We start from the raw sequence: 15,048 nt of genomic DNA on the forward strand, positions 1-15,048 counted from the left end.
AAACGGACCCTGTTAATGCTTTAAACCCAGAGAAGATAACTCTTCTCTGGGGTCTTAATGTTTATTGCGGTTTAGATCTTACAACCGCCGCCTTCACAATCTTCTTCCGGCACTTGAACTGCATCGCCTTGGTCGTCTTTAGCACCATCACGAGTGTTATGGTAGTAAAGCGTCTTAACACCGTACTTGTACGCTGTTAGTAGGTCTTGAAGCAGCTTCTTCATTGGTACTTTACCGCTGTCGTAAACACTTGGATCATAGTTAGTGTTTGCAGAGATAGCTTGGTCAACGAATTTTTGCATGATACCCACTAGGTGTAGGTAACCGTCGTTAGAACCAATGTTCCAAAGTAGCTCGTAGTTCTCTTTAAGATTTAGGAAATCTGGAACCACTTGCTTAAGGATGCCGTCTTTCGATGCTTTCACTGATACGTAACCACGTGGTGGCTCGATACCGTTAGTCGCGTTCGAGATTTGAGACGATGTCTCAGAAGGCATAAGCGCTGTTAGCGTAGAGTTACGCAGACCGTGCTCCATGATCTCTTCACGTAGAGAATCCCAATCGTAATGCAGTGGCTCTTCACATACTAAGTCGATATCTTTTTTGTAAGTATCGATTGGCAGTAGGCCTTTCGCGTAGTTGGTCTCGTGGAAAGATGGGCAACGACCTTGCTCTTTCGCTAGTTCAACAGATGCTTTTAGCAAGTGGTATTGAATTGCTTCAAAAGTACGGTGCGTCAGGCCATTCGCGCTGCCATCAGAGTACTTAACACCATTCTTCGCTAGGTAGTATGCGTAGTTGATTACACCTACACCTAAAGTACGACGGTTCATTGTCGACTTGTATGCAGCTGGAAGCGGGTAGTCTTGGTAATCAAGCAGTGCATCTAGAGCACGAACAACCAGCTCAGAAAGCTCTGCTAGGTCGTCCAGTTCATTGATTGCGCCAAGGTTGAACGCTGAAAGTGTACATAGTGCAATTTCGCCTTCGTCATCTTCTACGTTAGAAAGTGGCTTAGTAGGAAGCGCGATTTCTAGACATAGGTTCGATTGACGAACAGGTGCTACTTCAGAATCAAACGGGCTGTGTGTATTACAGTGGTCAACGTTCTGAATGTAGATACGACCAGTAGAAGCACGCTCTTGCATTAGCAGAGAGAACAGCTCAACGGCTTTAACCGTTTCACGCTTCACTGAAGGATCGTTTTCGTACTTAACGTATAGCTCTTCAAAACGGTCTTGGTTTTCGAAGAACGCATCGTAAAGGCCAGGTACGTCTGAAGGTGAGAACAGGCTGATGTTGCCACCTTGAACTAGGCGAGAATACATAAGCTTGTTCAGCTGTACGCCGTAATCCATGTGACGAACACGGTTCTCTTCAACGCCGCGGTTGTTTTTCAATACTAATAGAGACTGAACTTCACCGTGCCATAGTGGGTAGAACACAGTTGCTGCACCGCCACGAACACCACCTTGAGAACAACATTTTACTGCTGTTTGGAAGTATTTGTAGAAAGGGATACAGCCCGTGTGGAACGCTTCACCATTACGGATTTCAGAGCCAAGTGCACGGATACGACCTGCGTTGATACCAATACCAGCACGTTGAGATACGTAACGAACAATTGAGCTTGCTGTTGCGTTGATTGAATCAAGGCTGTCACCACACTCGATCAGTACACAAGAACTGAATTGACGAGTAGGCGTACGTACACCAGACATGATCGGTGTAGGTAGAGAAATCTTAAACGTAGACGATGCGTCGTAAAAACGTTTGATGTAGTCAAGACGAGTCGATTTCGGGTATTTAGCGAATAGACACGCAGCAACTAAAATGTAAAGGAACTGAGCACTCTCGTAGATTTCTTTCGTTACACGGTTTTGCACGAAGTATTTACCTTCGAGCTGCTTAACCGCTGCGTAAGAGAAGTCTAAGTCACGTTTGTGGTCGATGTACTCGTCAAGCTCTTCGAATTCAGCTTTCGTGTAGTCTTCCATAAGGTGGCTATCGTATTTACCCATATCAACCAGTTTTGCAACGTGGTCATACAATGCAGGCGGCTCGTATTCGCCGTACGCTTTTTTACGTAGGTGGAATACAGACAGACGTGCTGCTAGATATTGGTAATCAGGAGTCTCTTCAGAGATTAAATCCGCAGCTGACTTGATGATAGTTTCATGAATGTCAGTAGTGGTGATGCCATCGTAAAACTGAATGTGAGCTTTCAATTCTACTTGTGATACAGAAACATTGTGCAAGCCTTCAGCTGCCCATGTAATCACGCGATGGATCTTCTCTAGATCGATCGTTTCTTTGCGCCCGTTACGCTTGGTAACAGTAAGTTGTTGGTTCATTCTGCTTAATTTCCCTAACAAAACTGAACAAGGCCGTGTTTTTGTGTATTTCTGTGTAATTTTTGTAAATTACGTTTCGGCTTTGTGATCTTGGTCTACCCATACATTGTAGTTCAAACACAACATATAGGGGTCATTTGTTTGTTGGGTTACAAGATAGTGCTACAACTGATATTTTTCAAGGTAAAGAAATGGGGTTGCTTGTGGATAAGTGGTGGATTGAAAAAAAACTGTAAGTGACCACTAACTGATGAGGTTAGATGTGACTTGATTGTATAAAAGTCGGCTTTTAATGATGCTTTATTTTTGCACGCCCATAAAAAAAAATCCCTTGATCTTTGAGCAAAATGGGCGATGGATTTTGGGCGATTAAATTTAAATCGAGGTGGTCAAAATGGAAGCTAGCGCACGAAATTTAGACTGAAAAAAGTCGCAAAGTTATGGTAATTGCAACTCTTTTCATTCGTCTTTTTTACAAAAGGTTTTACGGTAGAGCTACCGATATTTTTTAGCCAAAGTTTTGTGTGTGAACGATGTAGTTCACATCGACTTTTTGGCCTAAACGGTAAGTGTTCGTCAACGGGTTATAGTGCAGGCCTGTAATGCCTAATTCTTGCAGCGGAGTGTTATCAACCATCTTGATAAGTTCAGCAGGGCGAATGAACTTCTCGTGTTCATGAGTGCCTTCTGGAACGATCTTCAATAGCTTCTCTGCACCAACAATCGCAAACAAGTAAGATTTGAAGTTACGGTTCAATGTAGAAAAGAACACGTGGCCGCCCGGTTTCACCAATTTTGAACAGGCAGTGATAACAGATTGTGGGTCAGGAACGTGTTCAAGCATTTCCATGCACGTTACCACATCGTACGTCTGTGGGTTCTGCTCTGCGTGGTCTTCGATAGTGCTCTGGATGTAATCGAGCTTGGTGCCAGTTTCTAATGCGTGAAGACGCGCGACTTCTAGCGGTTCTTTACCCATGTCTAGGCCTGTTACTATCGCACCTTCAACCGCCATGCTTTCTGCAAGAATACCGCCGCCGCAGCCAACATCGAGGACTTTCTTGCCAAATAGGCCTTCCGTCTTCTCTAATACGTAATTTAGGCGCAGTGGGTTGATTTGATGTAGCGGCTTAAATTCGCCTTCTAGATCCCACCAGCGTGACGCCATGTCTTCGAATTTCTTGATTTCTGCTGGGTCTACGTTCTGTGATTTAGTCATAATCGGCATTTCCAAGTTAAATAATGCATCCATGAAATTGCAGGCATTATAACTTGCCTTTTCGCGCTGACCAGAAGATCTACAATTTTGCTAGTTTATTGGATGTAAAGTGACCATGTTTCAGCAAGATATGATGCGGAGGTGCAATTTCTCATCAATTGATTGGCTACAAGGGTCACAAGATGGTAAAAGGAGAGGGAAAGTGATGCCTCCGTAGGTAAATTTGTGTTATATTTTTCGGTCTTATACGTATTCAAAAATACGATCTGACTATAGAGGGAAAATGGCTCTATGAGCGATCTAGCGAAAGAGATCACGCCCGTAAATATTGAAGATGAGCTTAGAGGTTCATACCTAGACTACGCGATGTCCGTCATCGTTGGTCGTGCCCTTCCAGATGTGCGTGATGGCCTAAAACCAGTACACCGCCGCGTTTTGTTCGCGATGAATGTACTAGGTAATGATTGGAACAAACCATATAAAAAGTCTGCTCGTGTAGTAGGTGATGTAATCGGTAAATACCACCCGCATGGTGATAGTGCTGTATACGATACAATTGTTCGTATGGCTCAACCGTTCTCACTGCGTTACATGCTAGTTGATGGCCAAGGTAACTTTGGTTCTATCGATGGCGACTCCGCGGCTGCAATGCGTTATACCGAAGTTCGTATGGCGAAAATTGCTCACGAGCTACTGGCTGACCTTGATAAGGAAACTGTGGACTACGTACCGAACTACGATGGTACAGAACAAATTCCAGCAGTACTTCCTACAAAAATTCCTAACCTATTGGTAAACGGTGCTTCTGGTATCGCAGTAGGTATGGCTACCAACATTCCACCACATAACCTTGGTGAAGTTGTTGATGGCTGTTTGGCTTACATCAATAATGAAGAGATCACTATTGATGAGCTAATGGACTACATTCCTGGTCCTGACTTCCCAACAGCAGCACTTATCAGTGGTCGTAAAGGCATCGTTGATGCTTATAAGACTGGCCGCGGTAAGGTTTACATGCGTTCAAAAGCGGATATCGAAGTAGAGAAGAATGGTAAAGAAACCATTATCGTTACTGAGATCCCTTACCAAGTAAACAAAGCTCGTTTGATCGAGAAGATTGCTGAACTGGTTAAAGATAAGAAAGTAGAAGGCATCAGTGCACTGCGTGACGAATCTGATAAAGATGGTATGCGTATTGTTATTGAATGTAAGCGTGATGCAGTAGGCGAAGTGGTTCTAAACAACCTATACGCTCAAACTCAACTGCAAACGACTTTCGGTATCAACATGGTTGCGTTGAACAACGGTCAACCACAGTTGTTCAACATCAAAGACATGCTTAAGTGCTTCGTAGACCACCGTCGCGAAGTTGTGACACGTCGTACTATCTTCGAACTGAAGAAAGCGCGCGATCGTGCACACATCCTTGAAGCACTGTCTCTAGCACTTGCTAACATCGACGAAATCATTGAGCTTATCCGTAACGCTCCAACACCAGCTGAAGCAAAAGCTGGCTTAGTTGCACGCGGTTGGGATCTTGGTAACGTTGCTTCAATGCTTGAGCGTGCTGGTACTGATGCGGCTCGTCCTGATTGGTTGGAAGACCAATACGGCATCCGCGATGGCCAATACTTCCTAACGGAAACACAAGCACAAGCTATTCTAGAACTTCGTCTTCACCGCCTAACTGGCCTTGAGCACGAGAAGATTTTAGACGAGTACAAAGCACTTCTAGAAGAAATCGCTGAGCTAATGCACATTCTTGCAAGCACTGAGCGTTTGATGGAAGTTATCCGTGAAGAACTTGAAGCGGTACGTGAAATCTATGGCGATGAGCGTCGTACAGAAATCACAGCGGCAGTTCATGACATCGACATGGAAGAGCTGATTGCTCAAGAAGACGTTGTAGTAACGCTTTCTAACGCAGGTTACGTTAAGTACCAAATCCTAAGCGACTACGAATCTCAACGTCGTGGTGGTAAAGGTAAGAGTGCAACTAAGATGAAAGATGAGGATTACATTGAGCGTCTGCTTGTTGCTAATACTCACGATAACATCCTATGTTTCTCTACGCGTGGTAAGACATACCGTCTGAAAGTTTACCAACTACCATTAGCAAGTCGTACTGCTCGTGGTAAGCCTATCGTGAACATTCTTCCTCTAGAAGAAGGTGAACGTATTACGGCTATCCTGCCTGTTTCTGAGTTCTCTAACGAGAAATTCATCTTCATGGCAACGGGTGACGGTACAGTTAAGAAGACATCACTGGATCAATTCGCAAACGTACGTGCTAACGGCCTAATCGCAGTTAACCTACGTGACGACGATTCACTGATTGGCGTTGATATCACTAACGGTGATAGCGACATCATGCTGTTCTCTAAATCGGGTAAAGTTGTTCGCTTTAACGAGGACAAAGTACGTGCAATGGGCCGTACTGCCTCTGGTGTTCGCGGTATGAAGCTTCCAGAAGACGATCAAGTGGTTTCACTGATTGTTCCTTCTAATGAAGGCGATATCCTAACTGTGACTGAAAACGGTTACGGTAAGCGTACTGAGCTAGCTGAATACCCAACGAAAGGCCGTGCAACGCAAGGTGTAGTATCTATCAAAGTCTCTGAACGTAATGGCCCAGTTGTTGGCGCTGTTCAAGTTGAAGAAGGCGATGAAATGATGATGATCACCGACGCAGGTACGCTAGTACGTACTCGCGTAGCGGAAGTTAGCCAAGTTGGTCGTAACACTCAAGGTGTAACACTGATTCGTACTGCTGAAGACGAGAATGTTGTAGGTCTACAACGTATCGACGAAGTAGAAGAAGCTGAGATTGTAGAAGGCGAAGCTGAAGAAGCTGGTGCTGAAACTATCAATGCTGACGTTGCTGAATCAAGTGAAGAGCAAGCATCAGATGCTTCTGACTCTGAAAGTGATAGCGAGCAAGACACTGAGTAATCTCGGTTACGCTAAGTAATTAAGCTTACTATTGAAAAAACCGAGCCTAAGTGCTCGGTTTTTTATTACCTGTTATTTGTGAAGCTTGGTGTGACTTTATAACAGAGCCGTGATCGCTAAAATCTCGATAGCTAAACCTTGATCAATATAGAGGTGAGATGAAAACGATAGAGTAGGGAGTGAATATAAAGGAGTGTTGAATGGATATCTGGTTGTTGGTTGCGTTAGTACTAATGAGCTTGTTTTTGATTGTGGTCGTCATTGCGGCGAACAAAAACAGCGGTCATCTAAAAAGCAATGTAGTGATTTCGATTACTGCGGTCGCTTTGAGCGTGTTTGTTTGGTCTCAACTGAAACAAGAGATACCTCAACTTCCTTTAGATGATAACAATAGTTACACGGCAACAGATTTCGAAGATGAGCTTCAGCAAAGCCTCAAACAAGATCCGAATCAATCCGATTTGTGGTTTAAGCTTGGTGGTGTGTATATGCAGAAAGGGGAATTTGATGCAGCGTTCACCTGTTACGACTACGCGATTCGATTAGATCCTCAAGCACCTTCCGGGCTCTATGCAGCCAAAGCAACGGCACTTTACTATCTTAGTTCACAAGCGATGAGCGATGACGTGAATGCGTTATTGGCTCACTCACTGCAGCTTGATCCTAATGATCGTACGGCATTGATGCTGATTGCGACCGATCACTTCATCAGCATGCGCTATCAACAAGCGATTGATGCATGGACTCAAATCCTCGATTCCAATCAGAAGGGGATTGATCGTGTTTCGATTATTCACTCGATCAACCAAGCCAAACAGATGATCCGTTAAGCTTGGCATAATCGCTAGTCGTTAATCGTTTGTTTTTAGTTATTTACTTTCCTGCATTTCGATCAACCCACCTGCGTTATGGATTTGGGTAAACCCTTGAGCTTGCAAGAATTGATAGGCTTGTCCTGAGCGATTACCACTGCGGCAATACAAAACAATGGGTTGGTCTTTATCTATCTTAGCGAAGTGAGTAGCCACTTCAGAAAGAGGGTAGTTGATGGCGTTGTCTAGATGCCCTTGTTCGAACTCTGCAGGTGTTCTGACATCAACCACTAATGCACCTTTCTCTATTAATTCCCACCCAGTCTCAGCACGCTCAGAAGCGTAAACGCCTGAACTGAGTAGTGCGATACATAATGTTGAAAGTGAAAGTAAGGTTTTCATTGTCTATTCCTTGAATTGGCGAGTGGATTGGGGAGGAGATATTGATGTGTATTGCCCCAAACCTAAAAAACCAGCCACACAATAATAGTGTGACTGGTTTTTACGTAATGGTCTAATTGAAGAAACTAGTATTCGTAGTTGGCTTCACGCTTTTCAGCTTGCTCTTCCCATTTAGGAACAACCGTGTCTAAGAAGTGTTGTTTCTCAGCGTTCATCTTATCCATGTCCATTCCAAGCGCTTTTTGAGCCGCTTCTTTGGTCGAAATATCTGGAATCTCGATTGGATCAGTGATGCCTTTCTTCGCCAGTAGACGAACAATCTTAGTACGAGCATCGGCTGCGCGGTCAACGGCAGTACCTAGCACTTCTAGAGCGATTTCAGGAGCGTGCATATGAACACCATGAGACGCAATAGCGTAGTCCCAGCGCCATTGAGCATGACGGATATCCAGTAGGATAGGTTCCATCTCTTGCTCGGTCGCACCCGCTTCCCATGCTGCGCCTGCTTCAAAGTGAGCGGCTACGATTTGTTTCTCAGCAGTCAGCTTCATGTTCAACACTTGCGCTTTACGGCTTGAAACGATGTTACGCATGGTTTCTTTAGATTGAGTGTGACAGTTTGCACACGTATCTTCGAAGCGGTCGAATGGGTTACCCACTTTATGGTCGGTATAAACGGTGCCATCTTCTTTGGTTACTTTCGGCATATGACAGTCAGCACAAACGACTTTGTTCTTACCGTGGATGCCTTCACGCCATGTTTCGAAACCTGGGTGCTGCGCTTTCAGCATGGGTGCTTTCGATACTTTGTGCGTCCAATCTTTAAAGTTGATTGCATCATAGTAGCGTTCCATATCGCCAACCGTTGTGCCTTGATCCCAAGGGAACTTCACGCCTTTGGTTGGGCCGGTGAAGTAATATTCCACGTGGCACTGAGCACAAACAGAAGCTTGCTGGTCTAAACGGCTTTGCTCATCAAACTTTTTACCAATCGCTTCAAATGCACGTTCAACATAAGGACGTGTCACCTTCAGTGCTGGCTCACCATTTTTAAAGCCTTCGCTTTGGGTATCGTGACAATCTGCACAGCCAATAGGATTCACAATCTCGTTGCCAAGACGTGCCCATTTACCTTCAAAATAACCGTCTTCACCACGCTCTTCGATAACACGTGCTACGTCTGGGCTTTTACAACTCCAACACGCCATTGGCATAGGGCCTGAGCTTTCGTCCGTTGGGCCGCCAGTACGGAGCGTTTGTCTTACATCGTCAATCGCATAAAAGTGACCACGTGCTTTGTTGTAATCTTTTGCGAAGCCGTAGCCAGCCCACATGATAACCATGTTTGGATCTTCTTTTAGTGCGTCTTCAATCGTTTCGCTTTCTGAAGTTTGTCTCCATGAATGATATTGATCTGGGTGGTTTTGCTCGAACTGATCGTTACGAGGATCGCCAATTTCTTTTTGTTCAGACGCAGCAAAACTGGTCGCGCTTGCTAATGACGCGCTAACCATTAATAGTGCTGTGACCGAATTACGTATCCAATGCTTTTTCACAGTGATATCTCCAATATACTGATTTTTATACCAAGCGTTGTGAGTTTGCTATTCAAATTAAGAACTGGAGAATTCCTGTTTATATTAATTCATAAACAAACACATTTTGTTACGTGTTGGATATAGATTGTCCCAGATCAATTAATGGTAGTGACCTTAGTCACGTTGAAGTCTATATAACCCTAAAGTGGTATTAATGGTTAGATTAATTAGAATTTAACTGAGAATTATTATCATATATAACAATCAATTACCTAAATTGACCATGATATAAATAGGGTGATTGCGTTCACAGATTAACCTATCGAAATTTCGTATTACCCAATTAGAGGTATATTCTAACTATAGAAAGCGTTGTGGCTTATCCAAAATAAGAATTGATATCATTTAAACGGTAATAATATCGTTTAAGGGTACTTTTGTTTAACCGGAATATTATTTAGTTGAGAGTTAAATAATGCCGGTATAAGGAAAGGATAAAATGGGCAATATTAAATTGGCCATAGTCATAATGCTTAAATCCCTTCTAGCATTCTGCCTCTATGGTTATTCCATTCATGCTGTTGCTGAGCCTGCTGTTACGCCAGTAGGGGAATCAACAAGACATGAAGTCGAATTAATCCGTGACAAAGACTACAAGTGTGTTCAGTGCCATAAAGATTCAAAAGAAACGGTATTGGGTTCACATGGTGAAAGTGCACACGCTTTGCTTGGCCGTGAAGTAAATTGTACTGACTGTCATAGTTCTATTAGCCCCGACCACCGCGAAGGCGCGCCTAAAGTGGTGAAGTATCGTGAGGCTCAATCACAACCAGGGACCGACAAGGTTTACCTAGATCCTAGCTTAATTTTAGATGCCAATAGCCAGTGTATCGATTGTCACAAGCCTGATGATCTGCGCGAAGCGAGCTGGACCCACGACGTTCACGCACAAAATTTAACGTGTTCAAACTGCCATGATGTTCATGCGACAGAAGCAAAGGTGTTGGGCTTAGATAAGAAGCAAACCATCAAGCTGTGTGTGGATTGCCATTCAGACTTCAACCAGAAGAAAGAAGGGGAGTAATCTATGAGCTGCTCAAGAAGAAACTTTTTAGCTGGCGCGGGTGCCGTTATTTTTACCACAGGTGTTGCGGGAACCGCAGCTGTGACAAGTCGTAAAACGTTGGCCAATGTTCAAGAGGATGGGGCTAAACGTTATGGAATGATTCATGACGAGACCGCGTGTATTGGTTGCACCGCTTGTACAGAAGCTTGTCGTGAAGTGAACAAAGTGCCTGAAGGTGTATCGCGCTTAGAGATTATTAAGAGCGAACCTCAAGGCGAATATCCAAATGTTGATTACCGTTTTACTCGTAACTCTTGCCAACATTGTGATAACGCACCCTGCGTGATGGTTTGCCCGACAGGTGCAGCCTATAAAGATGAAAAAACCGGCATTGTCGATGTTCATCAAGAGAAGTGTGTCGGTTGCGGTTACTGCTTGTTAGCTTGTCCGTATCAAGTGCGTTTTTTCCATCCAGAGAACAAATCCGCAGATAAATGTAACTTCTGTCGTGATACCAATCTTGCACAAGGGAAGTTGCCGGCTTGTGTCGAATCTTGCCCGACCAATGCGCTAGTATTTGGCGATCTAAATGACCCTAAGAGTGAGATAAACCAGGTGCTTAAATCTGAGGTGGTTTACAGAGATAAAGCTTATCTCGGTACTCAACCAAAACTCTATAAAGTGCCACACCAAAAAGGGGAGATCTGATTATGAGTGCATGGGACACAGCTTTTCAGTCTGGTACCGTGGTATGGGACTGGATTATAGCTATCTATCTATTTCTCGCGGGGATGTCGGCAGGTGCCGTAATGATCTCCATTTACCTAAAACGTAAGGTCATTGAAGGCGATCCTGCTCATAATGGTGTGTTAAAGGCGACCGCTTTTCTTGCGCCATTTGGGATCATTTCAGGCCTACTGATCTTGGTTTTCCACCTGACAAAACCGTTATCCTTTTGGAAGATCATGATCTTCTATAATCCAACGTCTGTGATGTCGATGGGTGTGATCTTATTCCAAGTGTATATGGTGATCTTATTTCTTTGGATCGGCATTATATTTAGAGATCAAATCGTCGTATTTTTAAATGACCAAACATGGTTAAAAGGACGACTCGATTTCGTCGGTAACTGGATTGGCAAATTAGAAGTGTTTGAGAATGCTTTGGAAATATTCTTAGCTGTTCTTGCTCTAATGCTTGCCGCTTATACAGGATTCTTGTTGTCGGCTTTAAATACCTTCCCACTATTGAATAACCCCGTGCTGCCGATTTTGTTCTTATTCTCGAGCTTATCTTCGGGAGCGGCGGCGTGTATTTTATTTGGTGTGTTGGTCTTTAAAGAGTCACCTCATAGTCCGAGTATTTCATGGATCCATGGGTTCGAACGTCCGGTCGTGATGTTTGAGTTGTTTGTTCTGATTACTTTCTTTACTGGGCTTATCTTCGCTGGTGGTCAAAGTGAGCAAGCCGTATGGAACGCAATCGGCAGTGGTTTCTGGGCAAGTTGGTTCTGGTACGGCGTTATCGGTGTTGGCATGGTTCTACCATTGTTGCTGAATGCCGTTACACCAACCTCGATCCGCCATAGCTCGGTGTATATTTTCTCGGTGACTTCACTAAGCCTAATGGGCGTATTAATGCTGCGAACTTTTGTCCTTTATGCAGGGCAGTTAACGATAGCTTAATTTCGCTCAAGTTTATTAGTGAGCAGATGTTGGATACTAAATATCTGCTAATTAATGAACATGTTCTTAATAAACATGAGATGCGTGTTTAGATCGGCTCTGCTCAGGTAGAGCCTTATTGAGGTGATATGGTCGGTTCTTTGGGGCTGTTTAGTTTGGTGTTGGTTGCTGTACTCAGCAGCATTATTGGTGTGCATTCGTTTTACCAAGTGCTAAATAAACGGACGCAAAATCTAGGTTTAATCCGCAGTTTCTCTCTTTCAAATGCGCTGTTTTCTCTCACTTCTGTCGCATTGCTTGGCTATGCCTTTGTCAGTGATGACTTCTCTATCTTATACGTCGCTGAACATTCAAATACTCAATTACCCTCATTTTTTAAGTTAGCAGCCGTATGGGCAGGCCATGAAGGCTCGTTGCTGTTTTGGGTGCTGACAATCAGCATCTGGTCTGGCGTTATCGCCTTACAAAAACACTATTCAAATGAATACCAAAGCCGTGTGTTGTGGGTAATGAATCTACTGCTCGCGATATTTGCTTGGTTCACCTTATTCGCATCCAACCCATTTGAAATGAACGCGACATTACCGCTAGAAGGGCGCGACCTTAACCCCATGCTGCAAGATGTCGGTCTGATTTTTCACCCTCCATTGCTTTACCTTGGCTATGTCGGCTTTTCTGTGGTGTTGGCATTTGCCGTTGCCGCTTTGCTGGTTGATCCTATTGAGTTTGATTGGGTTGCCCATTGTCGCAGTTGGTGTTTAGTCGCTTGGATCTTTTTAACCGCGGGGATCATTCTTGGTTCTTGGTGGGCATATTACGAATTGGGCTGGGGCGGCTGGTGGTTCTGGGATCCGGTTGAAAATGCAAGTTTGTTGCCGTGGCTTACTTCGACCGCTTTACTGCACAGCCTAGGTGTTGCTAAGGGCAAACAACAGTTACTGAAATGGTCTCTCAGTCTCGCTTTCATTACGTTTTGTTTGAGTATCTTAGGCACCTTTATTGTTCGTTCTGGCGTACTCACATCGGTACACGCTTTTGCTGTCGACCCAACCAAAGGTATCGCACTGCTTCTTATATTAGTTCTGGTACTGGTGAGCTCATTTTCTCTGCTTATCATCAGAGGAGAGTCTTTTGAATCTAACCCGATTACTAGCTTCGCGAGCAAAAGTTTTTTGAGCTTAGTTGCGGTACTCATTTTTGTACTGGCGACCGCTGTTGTGGTGTTTGGTACGTTTTATCCAATGGTCTTTGAACTGCTTGGGTTGGGGAACATATCGGTAGGTGCACCTTACTTTAATCTGTTGATTGCACCTTTGGCTTTGCTTGCGTTGGCTGTCGTCGGCCTTGCCCCATTGCTGAGTATTAAGCCTCAAGCATCGAAAGGCGTTATTATGTTGATCGCTCTAGCATCTATTGGTCTCGGGTTCGCCTGTTACGCTTTGCAAGTAGAGAAGATTCAAGTGATGGCACTAATGACATGGTCACTCGCATTTTGGGTTTTACTTACTCATGTGTATGGCTTGGTGGTAACGCACAGTTCCAAGTTTCAACGTAAAGTCTGGGTGATGACCTTTGCTCATGTTGGGGTAGCAGTGTTAGCGGTCGGTGCTGCCATGAATAGCTACCACTCGTTTGAGCGCAGCTATAAGTTAAGCCCGGGTGTAGAAGTCGAATTCATGGATTGGACGCTTTCTCATCGTGATACTGAGCTGTATGTCGCTTCAAACTTTACCGGAGAAAAAGCGATACTCAGCCTAGAGTCTGGCGAGCAGAGCTTTTCTATCGCACCGGAAAGAAGACACTACCAAGTTCGAGTCATGAACATGAGTGAGCCCGCAATGAAGTGGTTCTGGCATGGCGATGTTTATATCACCATGGGTGAAAAAGTGGATTCAACCGCTTACGCATTCCGCGTTCAATATAAGGCTTATGCTCGTTGGATTTGGTTTGGTGGGTTGCTCTCTATTTTAGGTACGTTGCTCTCAATGATTTATCGTAAAAAGAAAACCGTTAAGGCGTCACAGTATGCATACCAGCGTTCGTAACAAGCTAATTAGTCTAATTGCCTTAGCATTGATAGTGGTGCTGGGGTTTGTCTTTGCGCTTGATAATAAGCAGCAGTCGACCATTGTGTCTGAACAACAAAGGGCATTTCCAGAATTTACATCGAGTGCGTTAGTAAATAGTGAAGGCGTCAGTGGTCAGCAGAAAGTTACGCTTACTGATGTCACGCAGCATCCTTATCAACTGGTTAATGTGTGGGCTTCTTGGTGCGGGATATGTAAAACCGAACATTCATTTTTGCTTCAACTTCACGATAAAGGCATTCCCATCGTTGGGCTTAATTATCGAGATAACTCTGGGGCTGCGATTAACGTGTTATCGAACGATGGCAACCCGTACTCAACCGTGATCAGTGACCCGCAAGGTAAGTTAGCGTTAGAGTTGGGCGTAATCGGCACACCTGAAACGTATTTGGTTGATGCCAATGGCCAGATCATTAAAAAGCTATTGGGCGTGATTAATGAAACGGTATGGAAAGATGAGCTTGCGATGTATTTTGATGGTGTGAATGGATGATGAAGTCTCTAATACAAACCTTGTTTATGCTGTCAGCGCTTTTAGTGATTAGCCTTCCGACTATGGCTGAAGATCTTTTTACTGCCAGTAATAAAGAGACGAGTATTCAAGTTGAACTGTTTGAGTTTGAAAACCCAGAACAACAGCAACGTGCTATTAGCTTGGCGAAAACGTTACGCTGCCCACAATGTCAAAACAAAAATCTGATTGAATCCAACTCACCGATAGCAAAAGACTTACGCCTTGTCGTGTTCAATATGGTGAAAGCAGGGAAGAGTAATAGTGAAATCACTCAATATATGACGGAAAGATTTGGTGAATTTGTACTTTATAAGCCGGCGATGAAGGTTTCAAATCTATTACTTTGGTTGCTACCGAGCCTATTATTTCTCTTATTTATATATTTATCAGTAAAAAGTGTTAGGAATGGCTCATAAAAA

At 44.0% G+C, this 15,048-nt stretch carries 12 protein-coding genes; 8 read left to right on the top strand and 4 right to left on the bottom strand.

Going from position 1 to position 15,048, the window contains the following annotated elements; translation table 11 throughout:
- Positions 1-71: 71 nt before the first annotated feature.
- Together nrdA and ubiG are read right to left on the bottom strand one after the other, a co-directional pair.
- The gene (gene nrdA, locus AB6E85_RS15640) at positions 72-2,354 is read right to left on the bottom strand and encodes a class 1a ribonucleoside-diphosphate reductase subunit alpha (protein WP_017060992.1); all 2,283 of its coding nucleotides are present in this window, start codon (positions 2,352-2,354) and stop codon (positions 72-74) included.
- Positions 2,355-2,862: 508 nt separating this feature from the next.
- Positions 2,863-3,606 (bottom strand): bifunctional 2-polyprenyl-6-hydroxyphenol methylase/3-demethylubiquinol 3-O-methyltransferase UbiG, encoded by a 744-nt coding sequence (gene ubiG, locus AB6E85_RS15645; protein ID WP_172379706.1) that lies wholly within the window; start codon positions 3,604-3,606, stop codon positions 2,863-2,865.
- 258 nt (positions 3,607-3,864) lie between these two features.
- Between ubiG and gyrA the strand changes: the two genes are divergently transcribed.
- Complete coding sequence (gene gyrA, locus AB6E85_RS15650; protein ID WP_048607208.1) at positions 3,865-6,525, top strand: DNA topoisomerase (ATP-hydrolyzing) subunit A; 2,661 nt, start codon at positions 3,865-3,867, stop codon at positions 6,523-6,525.
- Positions 6,526-6,725: 200 nt separating this feature from the next.
- Complete coding sequence (locus tag AB6E85_RS15655; RefSeq protein WP_372143172.1) at positions 6,726-7,355, top strand: tetratricopeptide repeat protein; 630 nt, start codon at positions 6,726-6,728, stop codon at positions 7,353-7,355.
- A gap of 39 nt (positions 7,356-7,394) precedes the next feature.
- Here the strand turns inward: AB6E85_RS15655 and AB6E85_RS15660 are convergent, their stop codons facing one another.
- Positions 7,395-7,739, bottom strand: coding sequence for a rhodanese-like domain-containing protein (locus AB6E85_RS15660; RefSeq protein ID WP_059020620.1), 345 nt, complete (start codon positions 7,737-7,739; stop codon positions 7,395-7,397).
- Positions 7,740-7,864: 125 nt separating this feature from the next.
- Positions 7,865-9,295, bottom strand: coding sequence for an ammonia-forming nitrite reductase cytochrome c552 subunit (nrfA, locus tag AB6E85_RS15665; protein ID WP_174214341.1), 1,431 nt, complete (start codon positions 9,293-9,295; stop codon positions 7,865-7,867).
- Positions 9,296-9,776: 481 nt separating this feature from the next.
- Here nrfA and nrfB point away from each other — a divergent pair, with 481 nt between their 5' ends.
- The 6 genes from nrfB to nrfF all read left to right on the top strand — a co-directional run bounded on the left by nrfB (position 9,777) and on the right by nrfF (position 15,045).
- Positions 9,777-10,361 carry a cytochrome c nitrite reductase pentaheme subunit gene (gene nrfB / locus AB6E85_RS15670; protein WP_019822323.1) on the top strand — a complete coding sequence of 195 codons (585 nt, stop codon included), beginning with the start codon at positions 9,777-9,779 and terminating at the stop codon, positions 10,359-10,361.
- 3 nt (positions 10,362-10,364) lie between these two features.
- On the top strand, positions 10,365-11,051 hold the full coding sequence (gene nrfC, locus AB6E85_RS15675) for a cytochrome c nitrite reductase Fe-S protein (protein WP_048613593.1): 687 nt from the start codon (positions 10,365-10,367) through the stop codon (positions 11,049-11,051).
- A gap of 2 nt (positions 11,052-11,053) precedes the next feature.
- Positions 11,054-12,028 carry a cytochrome c nitrite reductase subunit NrfD gene (nrfD, locus tag AB6E85_RS15680; RefSeq protein WP_019822327.1) on the top strand — a complete coding sequence of 325 codons (975 nt, stop codon included), beginning with the start codon at positions 11,054-11,056 and terminating at the stop codon, positions 12,026-12,028.
- Positions 12,029-12,156: 128 nt separating this feature from the next.
- Entirely contained in the window at positions 12,157-14,073 is a 1,917-nt protein-coding gene (locus tag AB6E85_RS15685) for a heme lyase CcmF/NrfE family subunit (RefSeq protein WP_372143173.1), read from the top strand.
- Positions 14,054-14,608, top strand: coding sequence for a DsbE family thiol:disulfide interchange protein (locus AB6E85_RS15690; protein ID WP_372143174.1), 555 nt, complete (start codon positions 14,054-14,056; stop codon positions 14,606-14,608). Before AB6E85_RS15685 ends, AB6E85_RS15690 begins: the two co-directional genes overlap by 20 nt.
- Positions 14,605-15,045 carry a heme lyase NrfEFG subunit NrfF gene (gene nrfF / locus AB6E85_RS15695; protein ID WP_372143175.1) on the top strand — a complete coding sequence of 147 codons (441 nt, stop codon included), beginning with the start codon at positions 14,605-14,607 and terminating at the stop codon, positions 15,043-15,045. The genes AB6E85_RS15690 and nrfF overlap by 4 nt, the downstream gene beginning before the upstream one ends.
- Positions 15,046-15,048: the final 3 nt, after the last annotated feature.

It is taken from the genome of Vibrio sp. 10N.247.311.51 (assembly GCF_041467855.1).
Classification (GTDB): Bacteria; Pseudomonadota; Gammaproteobacteria; order Enterobacterales; family Vibrionaceae; genus Vibrio; species Vibrio coralliirubri.

Bases quoted from the DNA above. Each gene is read 5' to 3' on its own strand.
- nrdA (WP_017060992.1), bottom strand. From the start codon at position 2,354: ATGAACCAACAACTTACTGTTACCAAGCGTAACGGGCGCAAAGAAACG.
- ubiG (WP_172379706.1), bottom strand. From the start codon at position 3,606: ATGGATGCATTATTTAACTTGGAAATGCCGATTATGACTAAATCACAG.
- gyrA (WP_048607208.1), top strand. From the start codon at position 3,865: ATGAGCGATCTAGCGAAAGAGATCACGCCCGTAAATATTGAAGATGAG.
- AB6E85_RS15655 (WP_372143172.1), top strand. From the start codon at position 6,726: ATGGATATCTGGTTGTTGGTTGCGTTAGTACTAATGAGCTTGTTTTTG.
- AB6E85_RS15660 (WP_059020620.1), bottom strand. From the start codon at position 7,739: ATGAAAACCTTACTTTCACTTTCAACATTATGTATCGCACTACTCAGT.
- nrfB (WP_019822323.1), top strand. From the start codon at position 9,777: ATGGGCAATATTAAATTGGCCATAGTCATAATGCTTAAATCCCTTCTA.
- nrfC (WP_048613593.1), top strand. From the start codon at position 10,365: ATGAGCTGCTCAAGAAGAAACTTTTTAGCTGGCGCGGGTGCCGTTATT.
- nrfD (WP_019822327.1), top strand. From the start codon at position 11,054: ATGAGTGCATGGGACACAGCTTTTCAGTCTGGTACCGTGGTATGGGAC.
- AB6E85_RS15685 (WP_372143173.1), top strand. From the start codon at position 12,157: ATGGTCGGTTCTTTGGGGCTGTTTAGTTTGGTGTTGGTTGCTGTACTC.
- AB6E85_RS15690 (WP_372143174.1), top strand. From the start codon at position 14,054: ATGCATACCAGCGTTCGTAACAAGCTAATTAGTCTAATTGCCTTAGCA.
- nrfF (WP_372143175.1), top strand. From the start codon at position 14,605: ATGATGAAGTCTCTAATACAAACCTTGTTTATGCTGTCAGCGCTTTTA.